The following is a 16830-nucleotide window of genomic DNA, read 5'->3' on the forward strand; positions in this document are numbered from 1 at the left end:
CTATTAATGAAACCCAAAATAAAAGAGCAGTCAAAGACATTATGTCTTTGACTACTCTTAAAATCAAACTTCCATAATTATAGGCATAATCATTGGTTTTCTTTTTATTTTTTGATAAATAAAGTTACCTAAAGCATTTTTAACTCTAGACTTTAACGTCGACCACTCAGTTATATTCTGCTCTTCGCACTTCTTTAAAGCATTTTCAACTCTTTCAGTAGCAGCATTAATTAGTTCTTCGGACTCGCGAATATAAACAAAACCCCGAGAAATAATATCGGGCCCGGCAATAATATTTCCAGATTTATCGATAGTTAAAACTACAATCAAAATCCCATCTTGAGAAAGCAAACGACGATCTCTTAAAACAATATTTCCTACATCGCCAACACCTAATCCATCCACTAATACCCGACCTGCTTTTACCGAACCTACAGTCTGACCATCACTATTACTAAACTCTAATACACTACCCGGCTCAGTAATAAAGATATTTTCTCGCGGAACTCCTACCTCTTCACCTAGCTGAGCATGATGTTCTAGATGACGATGTTCACCGTGAACTGGAATGAAAAACTTAGGCTGTACTAAGTTTAACATCAGCTTTAGTTCTTCCTGGCTAGCATGCCCGGATACATGAACTCCCGAAACTAACTCATAAATAACTTCGGCACCTCGTTTCATTAATTTATTTATTGTCTTCCCCACAGATTTTTCATTGCCAGGAATCGCTGCCGCCGAAACTACTACAGTATCTCCATGTTGAATATTTATATATCTATGATCTCCCCGAGCCATTCTAGTTAAAGCTGCCATAGGTTCGCCTTGGCTACCAGTAGTTAACAACATAATCTTTTCATCAGGCAACTTCCCTAACTCTTCTATATCAACCAAAGTATTTTCTGGAATATCTAAATACCCTAACTCTTCAGCAATCTCAACATTATTAATCATACTTCTTCCAGTAACAGCAACCTTGCGCTGATACTTATAAGCAGAGTCGATAAACTGCTGAATTCTATTAATATTAGAAGCAAAGGAAGCAACAATAATCCGATCCTTAGTACTACTAAATATATCATTAATAGTTTCACTAACTACCTTTTCGGACATAGTATATCCTTCGCGCTCAGCATTAGTACTATCGGAAAATAAGGCTAAAACTCCTTCTTTACCTAATTCGGCTAAGCGATGGATATCCGCCATTTCCCCATTAATAGGAGTCTGGTCAAACTTAAAGTCACTAGCATAGACTAAAACCCCTACTGGAGTCCGAATTGCTAAAGCACACGTATCAGCAATACTATGATTAACTCTAATAAACTCCACATCAAAAAAGCTACCAATCTGGGCCGAATGACCAGGGTACACATGCCTTAAATAGGCCTCTTTTAATAAACCGTGTTCTTGTAAAATTCCTCTTACTAGACCTAAGGTTAGCTTAGTACCATAAACCGGAACATTAATTTCACTTAAAACATAAGGCAAGGCTCCAATATGGTCTAGATGTCCATGGGTAAGTACGATTCCCTTAATCCGTTCCTTATTCTCCTTCAAATAAGTAATATCCGGAATCACTAAATCGATTCCCAACAGATCATCTTCCGGAAACATTACCCCAGCATCAACAATTAATATTTCATCTTCTACTTCAACTACCATCATATTCTTACCGATCTCTCCAACTCCTCCCAAAGGAATTAGAGAAATATTATCTATTCTGTTTTTTTCTTTAATCATTAATTAAGTTAGCACCTCCGCAGTTTTTCATTAAATATTAAATACTTTACTGTAACTTTATTTATCTTAAATTAGCCCCGCCCAGAGCTAATCAAATCCTAAAACTATAAAAATATCAAAAATAAGCCCCGCTCAAAAAGCTCTAATTACTATTATAAAGGATTAAATCGATTAAAACAAGTAAAAAAGCAAAAATGAGGATATGCCCAGCAGCATATCCTCAATCACAACTATTTAAAGTAAATCATAGTCAGCCAAAAGAGTCTTTAAAATCTCTTCTTGTTCTTGAGTAGCTTCAACTAAAGGAGGTCTAACCGGCCCTACTTCCTTCCCCAACAAGTTTAAAGCTTTTTTGACTGGAATAGGATTAGTCGTAATAAATATCTTCTTGAAAATCGGAAACAGCTCTGCATTTAATTGAGCAGCTGCTTCTACTTGACCTGCTCTATGTAAGCCTATCATTTCTTTAATCTGATCACCTACTAAATGGGCAGCTACACTAACAATCCCACTACCACCTATACTTAAAATAGGCAAGGTCATTCCATCATCACCGCTATAAATATCAAAGTCAGCAGCAGTTAATTGATTAATTTCAGCAGCCTGCTGTACATCTCCACTAGCCTCTTTAACTGCTACTATATTATCGATTTCTGCTAGCTTAGCAATAGTTTGAGCCTCTATATTTTTTGAAGTCCTACCGGGAACATTATAAAGCATCACCGGTAGCTCTGTCGATTGAGCTATCTGTTTAAAGTGCTCATATAGTCCCGCTTGAGGCGGTTTATTATAGTAAGGACCTACCAACATTACCCCGTCTATCTCCAACTGACTTACCTGCTGGGTCATCTCTATACTAGCTTGAGTAGAATAAGAACCACTTCCTACTAATACTTTTGCCTTCTCTCCTACTGCTTCAACTACTGTTTCTACTAAGTTAAATTTCTCTTCCTTGCTCAAAGTAGGAACCTCTCCCGTAGTTCCTAACACTAAAATTCCATCTGAGCCATTTTCCACTAAGTAATTAGCTAAGTCTGCAGCTGCTTCATAATTAACCTCCAAATCAGCTGTAAAGGGAGTTACCATAGCTGTTAATACTTCACCAAATTGAGCCATTTAAATCCACCTCCATAAAATCATTGTGCTAAATTAAATTGAGAATGTAAAGCCTGTAAAGCATCTTGTTCATCGTCTCTTTTTACTAAAAAAGAAATTGTAGTATGGGAATCAGTAGTCTGATAAATATGAACTTCGCTGCCTTTTAAGGCCTTTACCATTTTAGCCATTACTCCAGGCAAACCAGTCATTCCCGCTCCTACTACCGAAACCTTGATTAAGTTATTGCTAACTGTATAATTATACTCTGTTTTAGCTAATAGCTCTTCAGTCCTAGCAGCTAATTCTCGATTAACAATAAAGGTAATCATCTCTGGACGTACATTAATAAAGTCTACACTAATATTTGCAGCAGCCAAAACCTCAAAACAGCCTAAGGCTGTAGCATACTTTTGCGGTTGTCTAGGCTTGACTTCTACTAGACTTACATTACTGCGACTAGTTACCCCCGTTACCGCTTGGTCTCCCTTAATATCTATCTGTTTCTCTTGGCTAAAGGTATCAGCAATTACAGTGCCTGGACTTTCAGTAAAAGTCGACCTAATCATAATCGGTACTCGTTCTCTTCTAGCTATTTCAACGGCTCGAGGATGAATTACTTTAGCTCCTTGATAAGCTAATTCACAAGCCTCCTCATAGGTAATATGCTTTAAAACCCTAGCCTGAGGAACTAAATTAGGATCAGCTGTCATTACTCCTTCTACATCGGTATATATCTCCACCATCTCTGCATGCAAAGCAGCACCTAAAGCAGTAGCAGTAGTATCACTCCCACCTCTACCTAAAGTAGTAATTTCGCCTTCTTGGCTTACCCCTTGAAAACCAGTAACTACAGGCACCTTATTAGCTTCCAAAGTCTCTAAAATTCGCTGAGGATTAACCTCTAAAATTCTAGTATTACCATAGTTATCATCGGTTATTATTCCAGCCTGCGCCCCTGTTAAAGCTTCATAATTATGCCCTCTCTCTTTTAATCCTTGCCCTACTACAACCGAAGCAATTATTTCACCACAAGACATCAATAAATCTTTAGCTCGAGGATTAATATATTCATAGCTATTTTGCGCTAAATTAATCAAAGTATCAGTAGCATAAGGAGCACCTTCCCGGCCCATAGCTGAAACTACCACTACTACTTTATAGCCTCGATTAATGCTATTAATTATCTTATCTATTACTGCTTTTCTATTTTCAGCAGTAGCCAGCGAGGTACCCCCAAACTTCTGCACTAAAATTCCTTTCATTCACTCACCCCACTTCTTAACCTCAGAACCGATTGCTGATTAACTCTTCAGCAATCTGAATCGTATTCAAAGCTGCTCCTTTCCGCAGATTGTTACCTACAATCCAAAGATCTAAACCCGCATCTATAGTTTGATCACGACGAATTCGTCCTACTAACACATTATCATTCTCTTCACACTGGGTCTGCATTGGATAAAGCAGTTCAGCTGGATTATCTACTACTTCAACTCCAGAAGCAGCAGCTAATAGCTCTTTTACTTCTGCTACCGATAAGGCAGACCCCAGCTCTACATTAATAGATTCGGCATGACCAATTAATACCGGTACCCGCACTGCTGTAGCAGTTACTTTAATATTATTATCAGCCATTATTTTTTGAGTCTCGTTAACCATCTTCATCTCTTCTTTAGTATAGCCGTTATCGAAGAAAATATCTATATGTGGTAAGCAGTTAAAGGCAATCTGATGCGGATAAACCTCAGCTTCAACCTCTTTGTCGGCTAAATAAGCTTTGCTTTGTTCTATTAGTTCGTCCATAGCATCCTTACCAGTTCCTGAAACGGCCTGATAAGTAGAAGCTACAATTCTTTTAATCCCTACTTGATCATAAAGTGGCTTCAAAGCAACTACCATCTGAATAGTAGAACAGTTAGGATTAGCAATAATCCCCTGATGTTCAGCTATAGTTTCTGGATTCACCTCAGGTACTACCAAAGGCACTTCAGGATCCATTCTAAAAGCACTGCTATTATCAACTACTACTGCTCCTCTTTTAGTAGCTTCAGGAGCTAGCTGCTTACTAGCCCCACTACCAGCACTAAATAAAGCTATATCTATTCCTTGAAAAGAATCTGGAGTAGTAACCTCTACTTCATATTCCTGACCCTTAACAGTAAGTATAGTTCCAGCAGAACGCTCTGTGGCTAAAAGTTTCAGTTCTGCAAAAGGAAAGTCGCGTTCTTCTAAGATATTCAACATTTCTCTACCTACAGCACCAGTAGCTCCAACTACTGCTACATTATATTTTTCCATTAATAATCCTCCTTATAAATTGATTTAAATCATTGCTTACTTCTATAAGTACTATTTAAAAACCTTTATATTCAATCAATACCGGCTGAATCTGTTTTTCTTCCAAAGCAAGCTTTAAAGACTCTTCAATCAAGTCCATTCTGCTAATCAAAGAATTTATTTTTTGACTAGGATTATCCTGACCAAAGGGTACAAAATAGATATTTTTAGTATTTAATAACTTCCCTAGGTTTTCAGCATTATTACCTAAACCGTCATTGGTAGCTATAGCTAAAATTATCGGCTTATCATTTCTCAAATGGGCCTTAACTGCCATTGAAACTGTAGTATCAGTAATTCCATTAGCAATTTTAGCCATAGTATTTCCAGTACAGGGAGCTACAATTAAAATATCTAAGAATTTTTCCGGGCCAATAGGTTCTACTTCAATTAAGTTAGTCATGGGCTCGTTTCCGGTAATTTTTATTACTTTCTCTTCCCAACTAGCGGCAGTTCCAAACTTAGTATCTCTTTTTTGAATAGACTCTGAAAAAATAGGATAAACTATAGCTCCTACCTCTACTAACCTCTCCAAGCTAGGAATTACCCTATCCAAAGTACAGTAGGAACCTGTAAATGCAAAACCAATCTTTTTACCTTTTAATTCCAAATCAATGCACCTCCTTTGGAAGGTCAAAACTAAACTCTATTTTCAATCAATCTGGGAATAACCTCCCCAAGAATCTGACCAGCAGTTTTGGGAGCTACCTTACCTGGTAAGCCTAAACATAGCAGAGCCTTAACTCCTAACTTCTTAGCTGCTTGAAAGTCAGTCCCTCCCGGTGCAGAAGCTATATCAATAATTAAAGCTTCACTTGAAACAGAAGTTAATATATCTTTATCCAAGACTAAGGCTGGCACAGTGTTGAATATAAAGTCCATCTCTGGGATTACCTCCTCTAACTGCTTAAAAGATACAGGAGTAATTCCCATTTCTTGAGCTCGGGCCCTATCCCCAGGCTTTCTAGCTGCCACATAGGTTTCACTACCTAAGTTAGCTAGCATTCTAGCTAAGGTCTGGCCTACTCTGCCTAAACCTAAAACCAAAGCCTGATTGCTATGTAAAGTTAACTCCGATTCTTCCATAGCAATCTGAATAGCTCCTTCAGCCGTCGGAATAGCATTTAGAATAGCTACTTCATCCAATCTTGCCAATTCGATAAGCTCTAGCTCCTGCTTTTGGCAGTAAGTAGCAATTTCTCCTCGAGCAACTCCGATTAAGAATAAAGAAGCAGTCTCTAAACTACTAAAAAAACTTTTATCCAACTTAACCGGTTCTTCGACAAAGGTAGCTTTAAGATATCCTTCTTCATCAGTGCTGGTCATAGGAGCAATTACCACTTGCGCTCCTTTAACAGCTGCTGCTAAACTATGCTCAACCTCCAGCCCAGGTAACTCTATATCCGGCTGCCCTAAAGTCTTAATCTCTGCTCCAGTAGCTGCTAACTGCCTTAACATTTCTAACTCTCGCTGGTCTCCACCTAAAACAGCCAGTTTAATCCCGGCTAATTTAGCGGTCATTTTAAGCCCCCTTCCTCTTCTAACTTAAAAATCTATTAATATTATATGGCTAACCTTCCCAAGTAGTGCTTGTCTAGTCCAAAGTTATTTCTTTTTACAGGTAAAATATTAGCTTTTAAAGATCAATTAGGTTGTCCAAACCATAAACTACTCCTTCAGCTTCAGCTACACACTGAATAGCCAGCCTAACCCCCGGCATAAAAGAGCTTCTATCTATAGAGTCATGTCTAAGTTTAAAGGTCTGCCCTTCTCCACCAAAGATCACCTCTTGATGAGCAACTAAACCAGGTAGACGAACACTATGAATATTAATTTCTCCTTCTTGTCCACCTCGAGCTCCGGTCAGCTTCTCAATCTCTTCAACTCCCTCTTGATTTATTTCTGAAGCTTTATTAATCAATTCAGCAGTTTTAATAGCAGTTCCTGAAGGAGCATCTATCTTTTGATTGTGATGCAGTTCAATAATCTCCACTCCTTCAAAATATTTAGCCGCCATTTGAGCAAACTCCATCATTAAGATAGCTCCAATAGCAAAGTTAGGAGCTATAATTATATTCGCTTCCCCAGCCGCGGCCCATTCCTCTATTTTACTTAAATCTGATTCAGTAATCCCTGTAGTTCCTACTACCATATCAGTTCCACTGGTTAAGCCAACTTCAATATTCTCCATTACTACCTGCGGAGTAGTAAAGTCTACTACTACCTCAGGATTATGAGCCTCAATAGCAGCCTCTAAATCATCTTCAATCTCAACTTGAGGAGCCGTAATCCCTAACAGTTGATGAATATCCTCCCCTATATTGTCTACATCAACAGCAGCCACTAACTGAAAATCTCTACTCCGAGCAACTAATTTAACAACCTCACTACCCATTCTTCCTTGAGCACCATTAACTAATATTTTCTTCATCTTTAATCTCCAACTCCTTTCTAAAAACAGTTTAGCAAATAAAAATAGATTGGCAGGACACCAATCACAGTTATAGATAGTCCTCCATTAGTTTAACTAACCAATGACAGCCCTAGAGCTATTAACTCTAAAACCAGCCTAAATTAAAAAATAGCTCTAATTCAGACTTCGGCTCCTTTTCCTTTCCTTAATAAAAATCCTCTAAGTACTAATAAAGGGAGCACCTCCATCTTAAGTCTTATTCTATTCTACTTTATTTTCTAATAAATAAATTTAAATGTCAAGCTAAAAGAAAGAAAGGAGGGAATTAATCCACTCCTTTCTCAATTTAAGCATTATTTAATGAATTTCAATCTCAGTAGCACCATTTCTCTGCATAATAGCTTCAATATCAGCTAATTGGTCTCGATCCTCTAAACCTTCACAGATAGCTAAAATGTTTCCTTGACGAACCTGATTCTCATACTCTTGGCTCGCTTCCTCTGGAATTCCATAGTCCACTAAAGCTCCCGTTAAACCACCGGCTACAGCTCCACTTAAACCAGCAGCAATAGGGCCCGCAGCTATGATAGGCCCTACTCCAGGAATAGCAAAGAGACCAGCTCCGGCCATTAAACCGGCAATACCACCAATTGCTCCTCCTGTGGCAGTACCATCACCTAAGTTTTGATTTTCAAAAGACATCTCTGTTTTACCACGTTGACCTTGTTGCTCTTCACCTGTAGCTCCTTCTTCTCCTTTAGCTACAATTGAAATCTCACCTTCATCCAAACCGGCTTGTTTAATCTCATTAACTGCTCTTTCAGCTCGTTCTTCATTAGCAAAAACTCCTATTACAGACGACATAATATATCTAACCTCCTTAGTAAATTAACTTAAGTTTAATATATACTAGAATTAAGGAGGCTATCCTGTAATTATATGGATGCTCGCTGTGCTTGTAAATCATTCTCTAAATCAACAATCACTACTTCCGAGCCTACCTTTTGAACGGCCTGCCAAGGAATAAGTAAGTATTTTTCTTCTCCAAAAAAACCCATCACCCCTTCTTGATTAGGAATGATTATCGATTCAATATCTCCTGTTTCCACATCAATAACTAATTCACTTTCACTAATTATACCCAACCTACCTCCATCATCCATATTTATAATTTCTTTACCTTGCAAAGCACTCAACTTCATCCTAATACCTCCTTCACTATCCTTATAATAATATTTTATGCAGTTAAGCAAGGAGGTATTAAAAGTTTTCAGTCTTTAATTCCGGTATGTCCGAATCCTCCTTGAGCCCTATTACTTTTAGAAAGCTGCTTAACTTCCTTCCACTCCACTTCTACATACTCCTGTACAATCAGTTGAGCAATTCGAGCTTCCTTTTCAATTGTAAAAGGTTCTTGGCCATGATTAATCAAAATCACTCCAATTTCACCTCGATAACCAGGATCGATCACTCCATCAGCATTTAAAACTGTAATTCCGTGCTCTAAAGCTAGTCCACTTCTCGGATTTACAAAGGCTACATAGCCCCGCGGTAAAGCAATTGCTATTCCGGTTTTAAATAACTTACGTTCTCCGGGCTTCAAAGTAGCTGATTCAACAGTATAAAGATCCAATCCGGCATCTTCACCTGCATGTTTATAAGTTGGTAAAGGTACTGAATCATCTAAGCGCTTAATTTCAATTTCCATTTCAAATTCTCCCTTCCCTAATTCAACTTCCAATACTAATCATATATAAGAAAAGCTAGCTGATAAAGATTTTATTTGCCTCAATATATTTAGACTATGAATAAGTAGCTACATTATATTTTCAATAAAACATTATTTTTTCCTGTCGAAAGTTTAAATTTCCCAGTATTTAATCAGCTAAAAGTTGAGAAACTGTTACTAACTGATATCCCTCGTCTTTTAACCTTTTTATCATCGTAGGTAAAGCTTTAACTGTAGGTTCTGTAGGATGCATTAAAACTATTCCTCCCTTATCTGCCTTAGTTAATACTCGTTTAGTTATTATTTCTGGAGCTGGACGCTGCCAATCGATAGTATCTGCCGTCCACATAATAGTCTTATATCCTAGCTCATCTACTATCTGCACTACCTTATCATTATACTCTCCATATGGGGGAGCAAAAAGATCGGTCTCTTTTCCGGTAACTTCCTTTAATAATTTCTCATTATCTTTAATTAAACTAACTAATTCTTCCTTAGATAGTTGATTAGGATGGGCATGACTATAACCGTGATTACCTATTTCATGACCTGCTTCAGCTATCTCTTGGGTTAACTCTGGATACTTCTCTACCCACTTACCGATAAAGAAGAAGGTAGCTTTAACATCTTCGGCTGCCAATACATCCAACATCTCAGGAATATACTCTTGCCCCCAGGCTACGTTGATAGTTAAAGCCATCGCTTCTTTATCCTCCGGGCCCTGATAATAAGGCTCAGCAGCAGTAGGCACTGCTCGCTGATTACCAGCTATAAATAACCTAACTCCTACTCCTAACATCAAAACTACAACTAAAGCTATTAGTAACAAGTGACTTTTATTCTCCCAAAAATCGAGTAGCTTTTTAAGATTAATTAACATCGGCTAGCCTCCCGTTAATTTCCTAATTTTTTCTGTAAACCAGAATGGCTTTCGATATAATAGTCTTCGTCATAGGTCAATTCAGACAGCTTAACTAACTCATAACCTCGCTCCTGTAGCTTAGGAATCACTCTCTCCAGTGCTTCCGGAGTATGAGGAGCATTATTATGCATTAAGATAATATCTCCAGCCTCAGACTTCTCCAACAGCCGCTCCACAATAAAGTCCACTCCCGGCTCCTTCCAGTCTAATGAATCAATACTCCACTGAATAGTCTGAAAACCTAAGTCCTCTGCCACCTCAATCACCTTATTACTATACTCTCCAAAAGGAGGTCGAAATAACTTAGGCTGCTCTCCAACCAAATCCTCTATCAACTCTTGATTATATTCTAGTTCTTCAGCAATCTCATCTCTACTTAAGGAGTTAAGATGAGGATGGCTATAAGTATGATTGCCTATTTCATGGCCTTCAGCAGCAATCTTTTTAGCCATTTCCGGATAATCTTCTAGCCAGTTACCTCCGAAGAAAAAAGTAATAGTCACCTCATGCTCAGCAAAAATCTCCAATAAATGCGGAGTATGCTCTGCTCCCCACATGCCATCTAGAGTAATAGCTAATTTCTGCTCCTCGGTATCCACTTTATAAATAGGAACTAATCTATCTTCAGTCAGTTGTACTACTTCCTGAGTTAAATTAGAGGTTAAACTACCTAAGAGAAAAACTCCTATCCCAACTATCAAAACTAAAATTACAGCTACTCTCTTGGAAAAGTAAAGCTCCATAGCCAAAATTCCTCCCTATAATTGCTTCCTGCTAAGTACTTATGCAAATTATATTTGGAATAGAAGTGAATAGCCAATATTAAAAGAGAGTTGAGTAAAATATATATTTTAAAAATAACATTAATATTTTAGTAAATCGCTAATATACTTTTATATAACAGTGATGATTTGTTTAAAACAATATCAGTCTAATGTTTCAAAGGACAGATGATAAATGATAGAGGATAAATTAAGATCAAAAGATAAAGTTCAAGTTCTAAAAAAACAATATCAAGGTCTATTGTGGCGTTAATGACCTAGTGGGGGAAGTTTCCAGAATAATGACTAGCTTTGCGTCGCGCCGTTCCAACACCTTTTTCTAACTTAGTGCTATTTACAAATGCTTTGATATATTATGATTTGACCAAAGCATTTTAGAAAGCAATGAGCAATTTCGACGAAAAACCTGAATCCCACTCTGAAACAACCCCCACTGGGATATAAAGCGCAAAATTATGTTAGCGGAAGACGCATCAAACATATTTTTCGTTATCAGCACGGCCAAATGGGTGTTTATAAGCGATATTAAAGTTTATTTTTTAGTACTTCTTGACGAATCGGAGCTAAAATAAGAGCTGTTTTAGTCAATTTTTCTAATTAAAATTGACTTGCTCTTATTTTAGTGGAGATGAGTCTTAGAAGTACTAAAATAAACTTTTTTAGCTTTAAACATCCATTTGGCTCCCCACGCCAACGCAACAATATACTAATAATGGATAATAGACAACAATAGAGTTTTGATCTTTTAAACTTCAACTATTAACTATACACTATTAGCTATTAACTGTTAAGTATTAATTGTTAAAGGAGTTTTAAACTTATGCAGTGGATGAATGTTTTCACAATTACCAAAAAAAAATTATTGGTTTGCTGTTTAGTATTTTTCTTCGCTGGCAAGTTATTAGCCTTCGGCATCAGCCAACCTGATAGTTCTTTGAATAAACTAATAGTAGTTGATGCTGGCCACGGAGGAATAGATGATGGAACTAGTAGCAATCAAGTCAAAGAAAAAGAAATTAACCTTAAAGTAGCTAAATACTTAACTGATTACCTATCTAAGGGAAGTTTAAAGGTAGTAATGACTAGGAAGGACGATTCATTATACCAAAATAATCGCAGGAAGGATATTATTCAACGAGCTAAAATGGCTAATCAAAGAAATGCCGATCTTTTTATAAGTATCCATGTCAATAGCTTTCCGGGCACTAGTTCCTTTGGCGGTCAAAGCTTTTACACACCTGAATGTGAAGAAAGCAAGCAGTTAGCTGGATTTATACAGGAAGAACTGATCAACATTCAACCTGAAAACTATCGCCAAATCAAACCCGGGCCCTTTTATGTGCTTCAACACACAGAAATGCCAGCCGTCTTAGTAGAAGTAGGCTTCTTAAGTAATCCTCAAGACTTTCAAAGATTAACTAATGAAGAAGAACTAAAAAGAATTGCCAAAGCAATAGAAACAGGAGTTATCAACTATTTAAATGAAAAATTAGAGCAGCAATCAACCAAAAACGAAGTACCAGCTTCTTCTTTAGATAGCAATAACCAAAAACTAGAACCTACTTTAGATCCTCCCCGACCTTAAAGTATAAAAGAGACTGATTCTCTGGCTAAGAAAATCAGTCTCTTTAAAGAAAGTTATTCGGCAAATAAATGATTACCGATCTTAACTATAGTATCACGAGTTGAAAGCCACCACAAAGTAGTAGCAGTATCAGGATTATAAAAGTATAAAGCCCCTCTAGAAGGATCTTTACCAGATAAAGCATCATCAGCTGCTTGATAGGCTTGTCTATCAGGTTGCCTATAAATATGTCCGTTACTAACGGGAGTAAACTGACCTCGTTGATAAATTACATCCCTAATATTATCGGGAAACTGACTATCAATTACTCTATTTAAAACAACTGCTCCTACAGCAACTTGGCCAGTATATGGTTCACCACGAGCCTCACTATAAATTAATCGAGCTAAAAGATCTTTTTCTTCTTCAGTAACCGTTAAGGCAACTACCTCTCTAGCCGTTAAATTATCAATAGGTAAAGTAATCTTATCGCCCCTTCTAATCACATCACTACTATCCATATCATTTAATTTTCTAATTACTGCTACTGAAGTATTAAATTCCCTGGCTAAATCATATAAAGTGTCTCCGGGCCGGACATTATAATCTAAAGTATTCAGATGAGCCACCTGTATATTATCTAAGGAACTATTATCTACTTTAATAGTTATATTCTCATATGTATTCTTATTTAAAGTATAACTTCCTCGATCATCATTTTTATAGGTTTCTGCTAAAAGTCTAACCTTAAAAGCATCTTTTTCTGCTTCATCTTCTTTACTTTCCAGAGAGTATTCCAAAGGAATTTCAATAGTATCTCCTGCTCTAATAAATCTATTTCCTAAGTTATTTACTTCCTTTAGCCTATCTACAGTAGTTCCAAACTCTCTAGCAATATTAACTAAAGCATCATCACTCTGCACCTTGTAGCGAATTTTAAACTCGCTGCCGGCCCATAAATTAGTTGCTGATATAAGTAATAGTAGAACTACTAAAATCAAAATAATATTTAACTTTTTTGTATTCATATCAATCCTCCTCAATTAGCAAAATTATATATATGTATTTTTGCTCTATAATTTATATTCTTGGTCAAACCCTTAAATCCTGTTTTTAGATGGAAATTTCAACTGGAATCCCAAAATTTATTGATTTCTTCAGCTACTATTTCAATCTTTGAACTTAAAACTTGACATCCCCGAGGGATTGAATTAATAAAAACTTGACCATACCTTCTATTAATAATCCTCTTATCCAATACTACTACTACTCCTTGATCAGTCTGGGAGCGAATCAGCCTACCAAAGCCCTGTTTAAACTTAATTACCGCTTGAGGTAACATATAATTCAAAAAAGGGTCTTTACCAGTTGACTCTAGCTCTTCCACTTTAGCCTCTACAATAGGATCAGTAGGCACTTTAAAAGGTAGTTTGACAATCACAACTAAACTCAATTTATCTCCGGGGATATCTACCCCCTCCCAAAAACTAGCTGTCCCTAAAATTACCGCTGCTTTACTTTCTTTAAAATCCTTAATTAAAAGATGACGCGACTTATCTCCTTGACGATAGAGATCAATTTCAGCCTCTTTAAGTTCAGATTTTAACTCAAGATAAAAGCTATTCAGCATCTTATAGGAAGTAAAAAGAACTAAGCTGCGACCTTGATTAGCAAATAATAACTTTGCTAATGCTGCTATAGCTTGCTTAGTAAACTCTTCACTATTCGGGCCCGGTAAATCTATAGGAACTGCCAACATAGCCTGTTGCTGATAATCAAAAGGATCACCAGTTCTTAGTTCAGCTACCAACTCCTCTGTTAAACCTAATCTATCTCTAATATATGAAAATGATTGATCAACCGTTAAAGTAGCTGAAGTAAATATTATAGAATCCATCTCAACTAACAGCCGCTCTTTAAACTCAGCTGCAATATCTACTGGGGCTGAATTAAGATTACAGTTAATCTCCCCCTGACTATTTTGCTTAGTTTCTATCCAATTTACTACTTCTTCCGTCGCCGAATCATTGAGAATAAGATCTACAGTCTCCACCATCTGTTGTAGGTACTTGATTTTAGCTTCTAAATCTAAACACACTCCTTCATAGTCTTCAAAATCAACTCCAGAAATTAAGGCTAAGTTGCTACTGAGTTTTTTCAGTTCACGTAATAGCTGATTCAAAGCTAATAAGAAGTTTTCAGCTTCTTCAGTTACTTTAAGCCAATCAGCATGTTCTATTATATTCTCTTTAAGTCGCAGCTTCCCGCTAGCTGTTTCTGTCTTTAATTCCTGAGTAAAATTAGCCAAACACTCAAAGAAGATATTACTTCTTTCAGTAGATTTTAATACCAAAGGCTGGAGAGTATTATCTATTAAACGTTGTAACTCTAAGCGCTGCTTTTTTTCAATATCCTCTTTAGCTTGATTGATCCTAAAGCGCAACTCTAGCAAAAAACCTTCTATTCCTTGTTTAGACTCTTTAGGATATAAGTTATGTAAAAAGCTCAATAATTCTCTTTGACTAACCTTCTTTCCTAGGTAGCTAGTAGCTACCTCTTCAATGTTATGGGCCTCATCCAAAATAATATGCTTATATTTAGGCAAGACAGCCATTTCTAAATCCATACCCTCTTCTTTACGTACAGCAATATCAGCAAATAGAAGATGATGGTTAACTACTAAAATATCAGCACTAATGCTTTCCTGTCTAGCTTGAGTAAAATAGCACCGCTGCTGGTAAGGACAGTTAGCTCTTAAACAGCTTTCACTTTCGGAAGCAACTCGCTGCCACAGCTTAAATTGAGGTTGAAAAAGCAGTTCGGAACGACAACCGCTTACCGCTTGCTTATTCCAGGCCAGTAGTCTAGAATAAGAGCTGAATTCTGCTTCACTTAAAACTTCAGTTGCTAAATTTTCTAAGGTGTAAAGCTTTCTTAAACACAGATAGTTACTTCTCCCTTTAACTAAGACTGCCTTAAAGTCCTTATCCAAAACCTGTTGCAAAAAAGGAATATCCTTTTTAATCAACTGCTCCTGCAAATTGATAGTATTTGTAGAAACTACTACCCTTTGCTTGTTTTGGAGGGCCCAATAAATACTAGGCACCAAGTAAGCCCAAGACTTACCAGTTCCTGTTCCTGCTTCAACCAACAGATGAGTCTGTCGATTAAAGGCTTTCGCTATTACTTCAGCCATAATCTTTTGTTGATAACGATACTCATAATCGTTTAAATTCTGAGCTAGCAAGCTTCCTTCAGTAAAAAGTTCACTTATTTCAGCAACTGGTAGTTTCTCTATCTCATTAGCTTCCATTAAATCACCTCATCAGCTAGATCCTGCAAAGTCTGCAAATTCAATTCATCATCTCCAGCTTCATCAATTGGCGTCTCCAAAATTAGGGCCTTAACGCTATCAGGTAAAAGCTTTAATAACTCCTTAAAGCCTGAATAACCAATTTCACCCTGCCCAATATGAAAATGCCTATCCTTGTTGCTACCCAGTTCCCCTTTAGAATCATTAATATGTACAACTTCTAATCTATCCAAAGCAAAATCTTCATCAATTTCAGCCAACAGCCTTTGAATTCCTTCTTTAGTACTGAGATTATAACCAGCTCCAAAGGCATGACAAGTATCTAAACAGAGTCCAATCTCTGCAGTAGGAATGCCAGAGACCATAGCCGCTAACTCCTTAAAATTCACTCCGAGCTCGGTTCCAGCTCCGGCTACATTCTCCAATAACAGCTTAACCCCTGTTTCATTTTCAGCCACTAACTGCTCTAGGGCCTGATTGATTCTAGCCAAGCCAGCTTCAGTTCCCGAGCCAGTATGATTACCAGGATGTAAAACTAAATAATCGGCTCCCAAAAGCTCTGCTCTCTGCAAATCTGCACTAATAGCTGCTTTAGATTTCCGATACAGCTCCTCTTTAGGCGTAGCTAAGTTACTTAAATAGTTAACATGTACTATTAGCGGATTGATTTCAGCCTCCGCTAGCTTAGTTTTGAAGGTAGCAATTTCCGCTGATTTTAACTGCCGGCCCTGCCAGTTCCTCGGACTTTTAGCAAAGATCTGTAAAGTATCAGCTCCTAACTCAACCGCTCTATCCACTGCTTTATCAACTCCACCAGCTATGGATAAATGGAGTCCTAATTTCATATTTTCCACCTACTTACAGTTGTAGTATAATTTAAAAAACATAAACCAGAAAGAATCCAGTTTATGTTTCAGAAAAGTAATTAGTTGTTA

Annotated in this window: 16 protein-coding genes and 1 riboswitch; of the genes, 1 reads left to right on the forward strand and 15 read right to left on the reverse strand. The window is 37.2% G+C overall.

Translation table 11 applies throughout. The features are described 5' to 3' along the window. Positions 1-63: 63 nt before the first annotated feature. From MWH30_RS00220 to MWH30_RS00275, 12 genes are all read right to left on the reverse strand, one after another. A complete protein-coding gene (locus tag MWH30_RS00220) occupies positions 64-1740 on the reverse strand; it encodes a ribonuclease J (protein WP_248662029.1) in 1677 nt (558 codons plus the stop codon). Between the two features lie 234 nt (positions 1741-1974). Continuing rightward, on the reverse strand, positions 1975-2856 hold the full coding sequence (dapA, locus tag MWH30_RS00225) for a 4-hydroxy-tetrahydrodipicolinate synthase (protein WP_248662030.1): 882 nt from the start codon (positions 2854-2856) through the stop codon (positions 1975-1977). 20 nt (positions 2857-2876) lie between these two features. Next, on the reverse strand, positions 2877-4100 hold the full coding sequence (gene dapG / locus MWH30_RS00230) for an aspartate kinase (protein WP_248662031.1): 1224 nt from the start codon (positions 4098-4100) through the stop codon (positions 2877-2879). A 22-nt stretch (positions 4101-4122) separates the two neighbouring features. Further along, positions 4123-5133 (reverse strand): aspartate-semialdehyde dehydrogenase, encoded by a 1011-nt coding sequence (locus MWH30_RS00235; RefSeq protein WP_248662032.1) that lies wholly within the window; start codon positions 5131-5133, stop codon positions 4123-4125. A gap of 55 nt (positions 5134-5188) precedes the next feature. After that, entirely contained in the window at positions 5189-5782 is a 594-nt protein-coding gene (locus tag MWH30_RS00240; RefSeq protein WP_248662033.1) for a dipicolinate synthase subunit B, read from the reverse strand. Positions 5783-5811: 29 nt separating this feature from the next. Beyond that, positions 5812-6693 carry a dipicolinate synthase subunit DpsA gene (dpsA, locus tag MWH30_RS00245; RefSeq protein WP_248662034.1) on the reverse strand — a complete coding sequence of 294 codons (882 nt, stop codon included), beginning with the start codon at positions 6691-6693 and terminating at the stop codon, positions 5812-5814. Positions 6694-6808: 115 nt separating this feature from the next. Continuing rightward, positions 6809-7603, reverse strand: coding sequence for a 4-hydroxy-tetrahydrodipicolinate reductase (gene dapB, locus MWH30_RS00250; protein WP_248662035.1), 795 nt, complete (start codon positions 7601-7603; stop codon positions 6809-6811). 69 nt (positions 7604-7672) lie between these two features. After that, positions 7673-7840, reverse strand: a riboswitch (Lysine riboswitch). A 102-nt stretch (positions 7841-7942) separates the two neighbouring features. Continuing rightward, positions 7943-8449, reverse strand: a complete 507-nt coding sequence (locus MWH30_RS00255) for a general stress protein (protein ID WP_248662036.1) — start codon at positions 8447-8449, stop codon at positions 7943-7945. 71 nt (positions 8450-8520) lie between these two features. Then, positions 8521-8787, reverse strand: a complete 267-nt coding sequence (locus tag MWH30_RS00260; RefSeq protein ID WP_248662037.1) for a YlmC/YmxH family sporulation protein — start codon at positions 8785-8787, stop codon at positions 8521-8523. 68 nt (positions 8788-8855) lie between these two features. Beyond that, positions 8856-9293, reverse strand: coding sequence for a dUTP diphosphatase (gene dut, locus MWH30_RS00265; RefSeq protein WP_248662038.1), 438 nt, complete (start codon positions 9291-9293; stop codon positions 8856-8858). Positions 9294-9462: 169 nt separating this feature from the next. Next, complete coding sequence (locus MWH30_RS00270) at positions 9463-10194, reverse strand: polysaccharide deacetylase family protein (RefSeq protein WP_248662039.1); 732 nt, start codon at positions 10192-10194, stop codon at positions 9463-9465. A 14-nt stretch (positions 10195-10208) separates the two neighbouring features. After that, complete coding sequence (locus MWH30_RS00275; RefSeq protein WP_248662040.1) at positions 10209-10979, reverse strand: polysaccharide deacetylase family protein; 771 nt, start codon at positions 10977-10979, stop codon at positions 10209-10211. Positions 10980-11838: 859 nt separating this feature from the next. Here MWH30_RS00275 and MWH30_RS00280 point away from each other — a divergent pair. Continuing rightward, a complete protein-coding gene (locus tag MWH30_RS00280; RefSeq protein WP_248662041.1) occupies positions 11839-12603 on the forward strand; it encodes an N-acetylmuramoyl-L-alanine amidase family protein in 765 nt (254 codons plus the stop codon). Between the two features lie 53 nt (positions 12604-12656). Here MWH30_RS00280 and MWH30_RS00285 read toward each other — a convergent pair whose 3' ends face one another. From MWH30_RS00285 to MWH30_RS00295, 3 genes are all read right to left on the reverse strand, one after another. After that, entirely contained in the window at positions 12657-13610 is a 954-nt protein-coding gene (locus tag MWH30_RS00285; RefSeq protein WP_248662042.1) for a cell wall hydrolase, read from the reverse strand. Between the two features lie 98 nt (positions 13611-13708). Beyond that, a complete protein-coding gene (locus MWH30_RS00290) occupies positions 13709-15895 on the reverse strand; it encodes an ATP-dependent DNA helicase (RefSeq protein WP_248662043.1) in 2187 nt (728 codons plus the stop codon). Continuing rightward, the gene (locus MWH30_RS00295) at positions 15895-16740 is read right to left on the reverse strand and encodes a deoxyribonuclease IV (RefSeq protein WP_248662044.1); all 846 of its coding nucleotides are present in this window, start codon (positions 16738-16740) and stop codon (positions 15895-15897) included. Before MWH30_RS00295 ends, MWH30_RS00290 begins: the two co-directional genes overlap by 1 nt. Between the last annotated feature and the right edge of the window lie 90 nt (positions 16741-16830).

It is taken from the genome of Fuchsiella alkaliacetigena (genome assembly GCF_023227765.1).
Taxonomy (GTDB): Bacteria; Bacillota; Halanaerobiia; order Halobacteroidales; family Acetohalobiaceae; genus Fuchsiella; species Fuchsiella alkaliacetigena.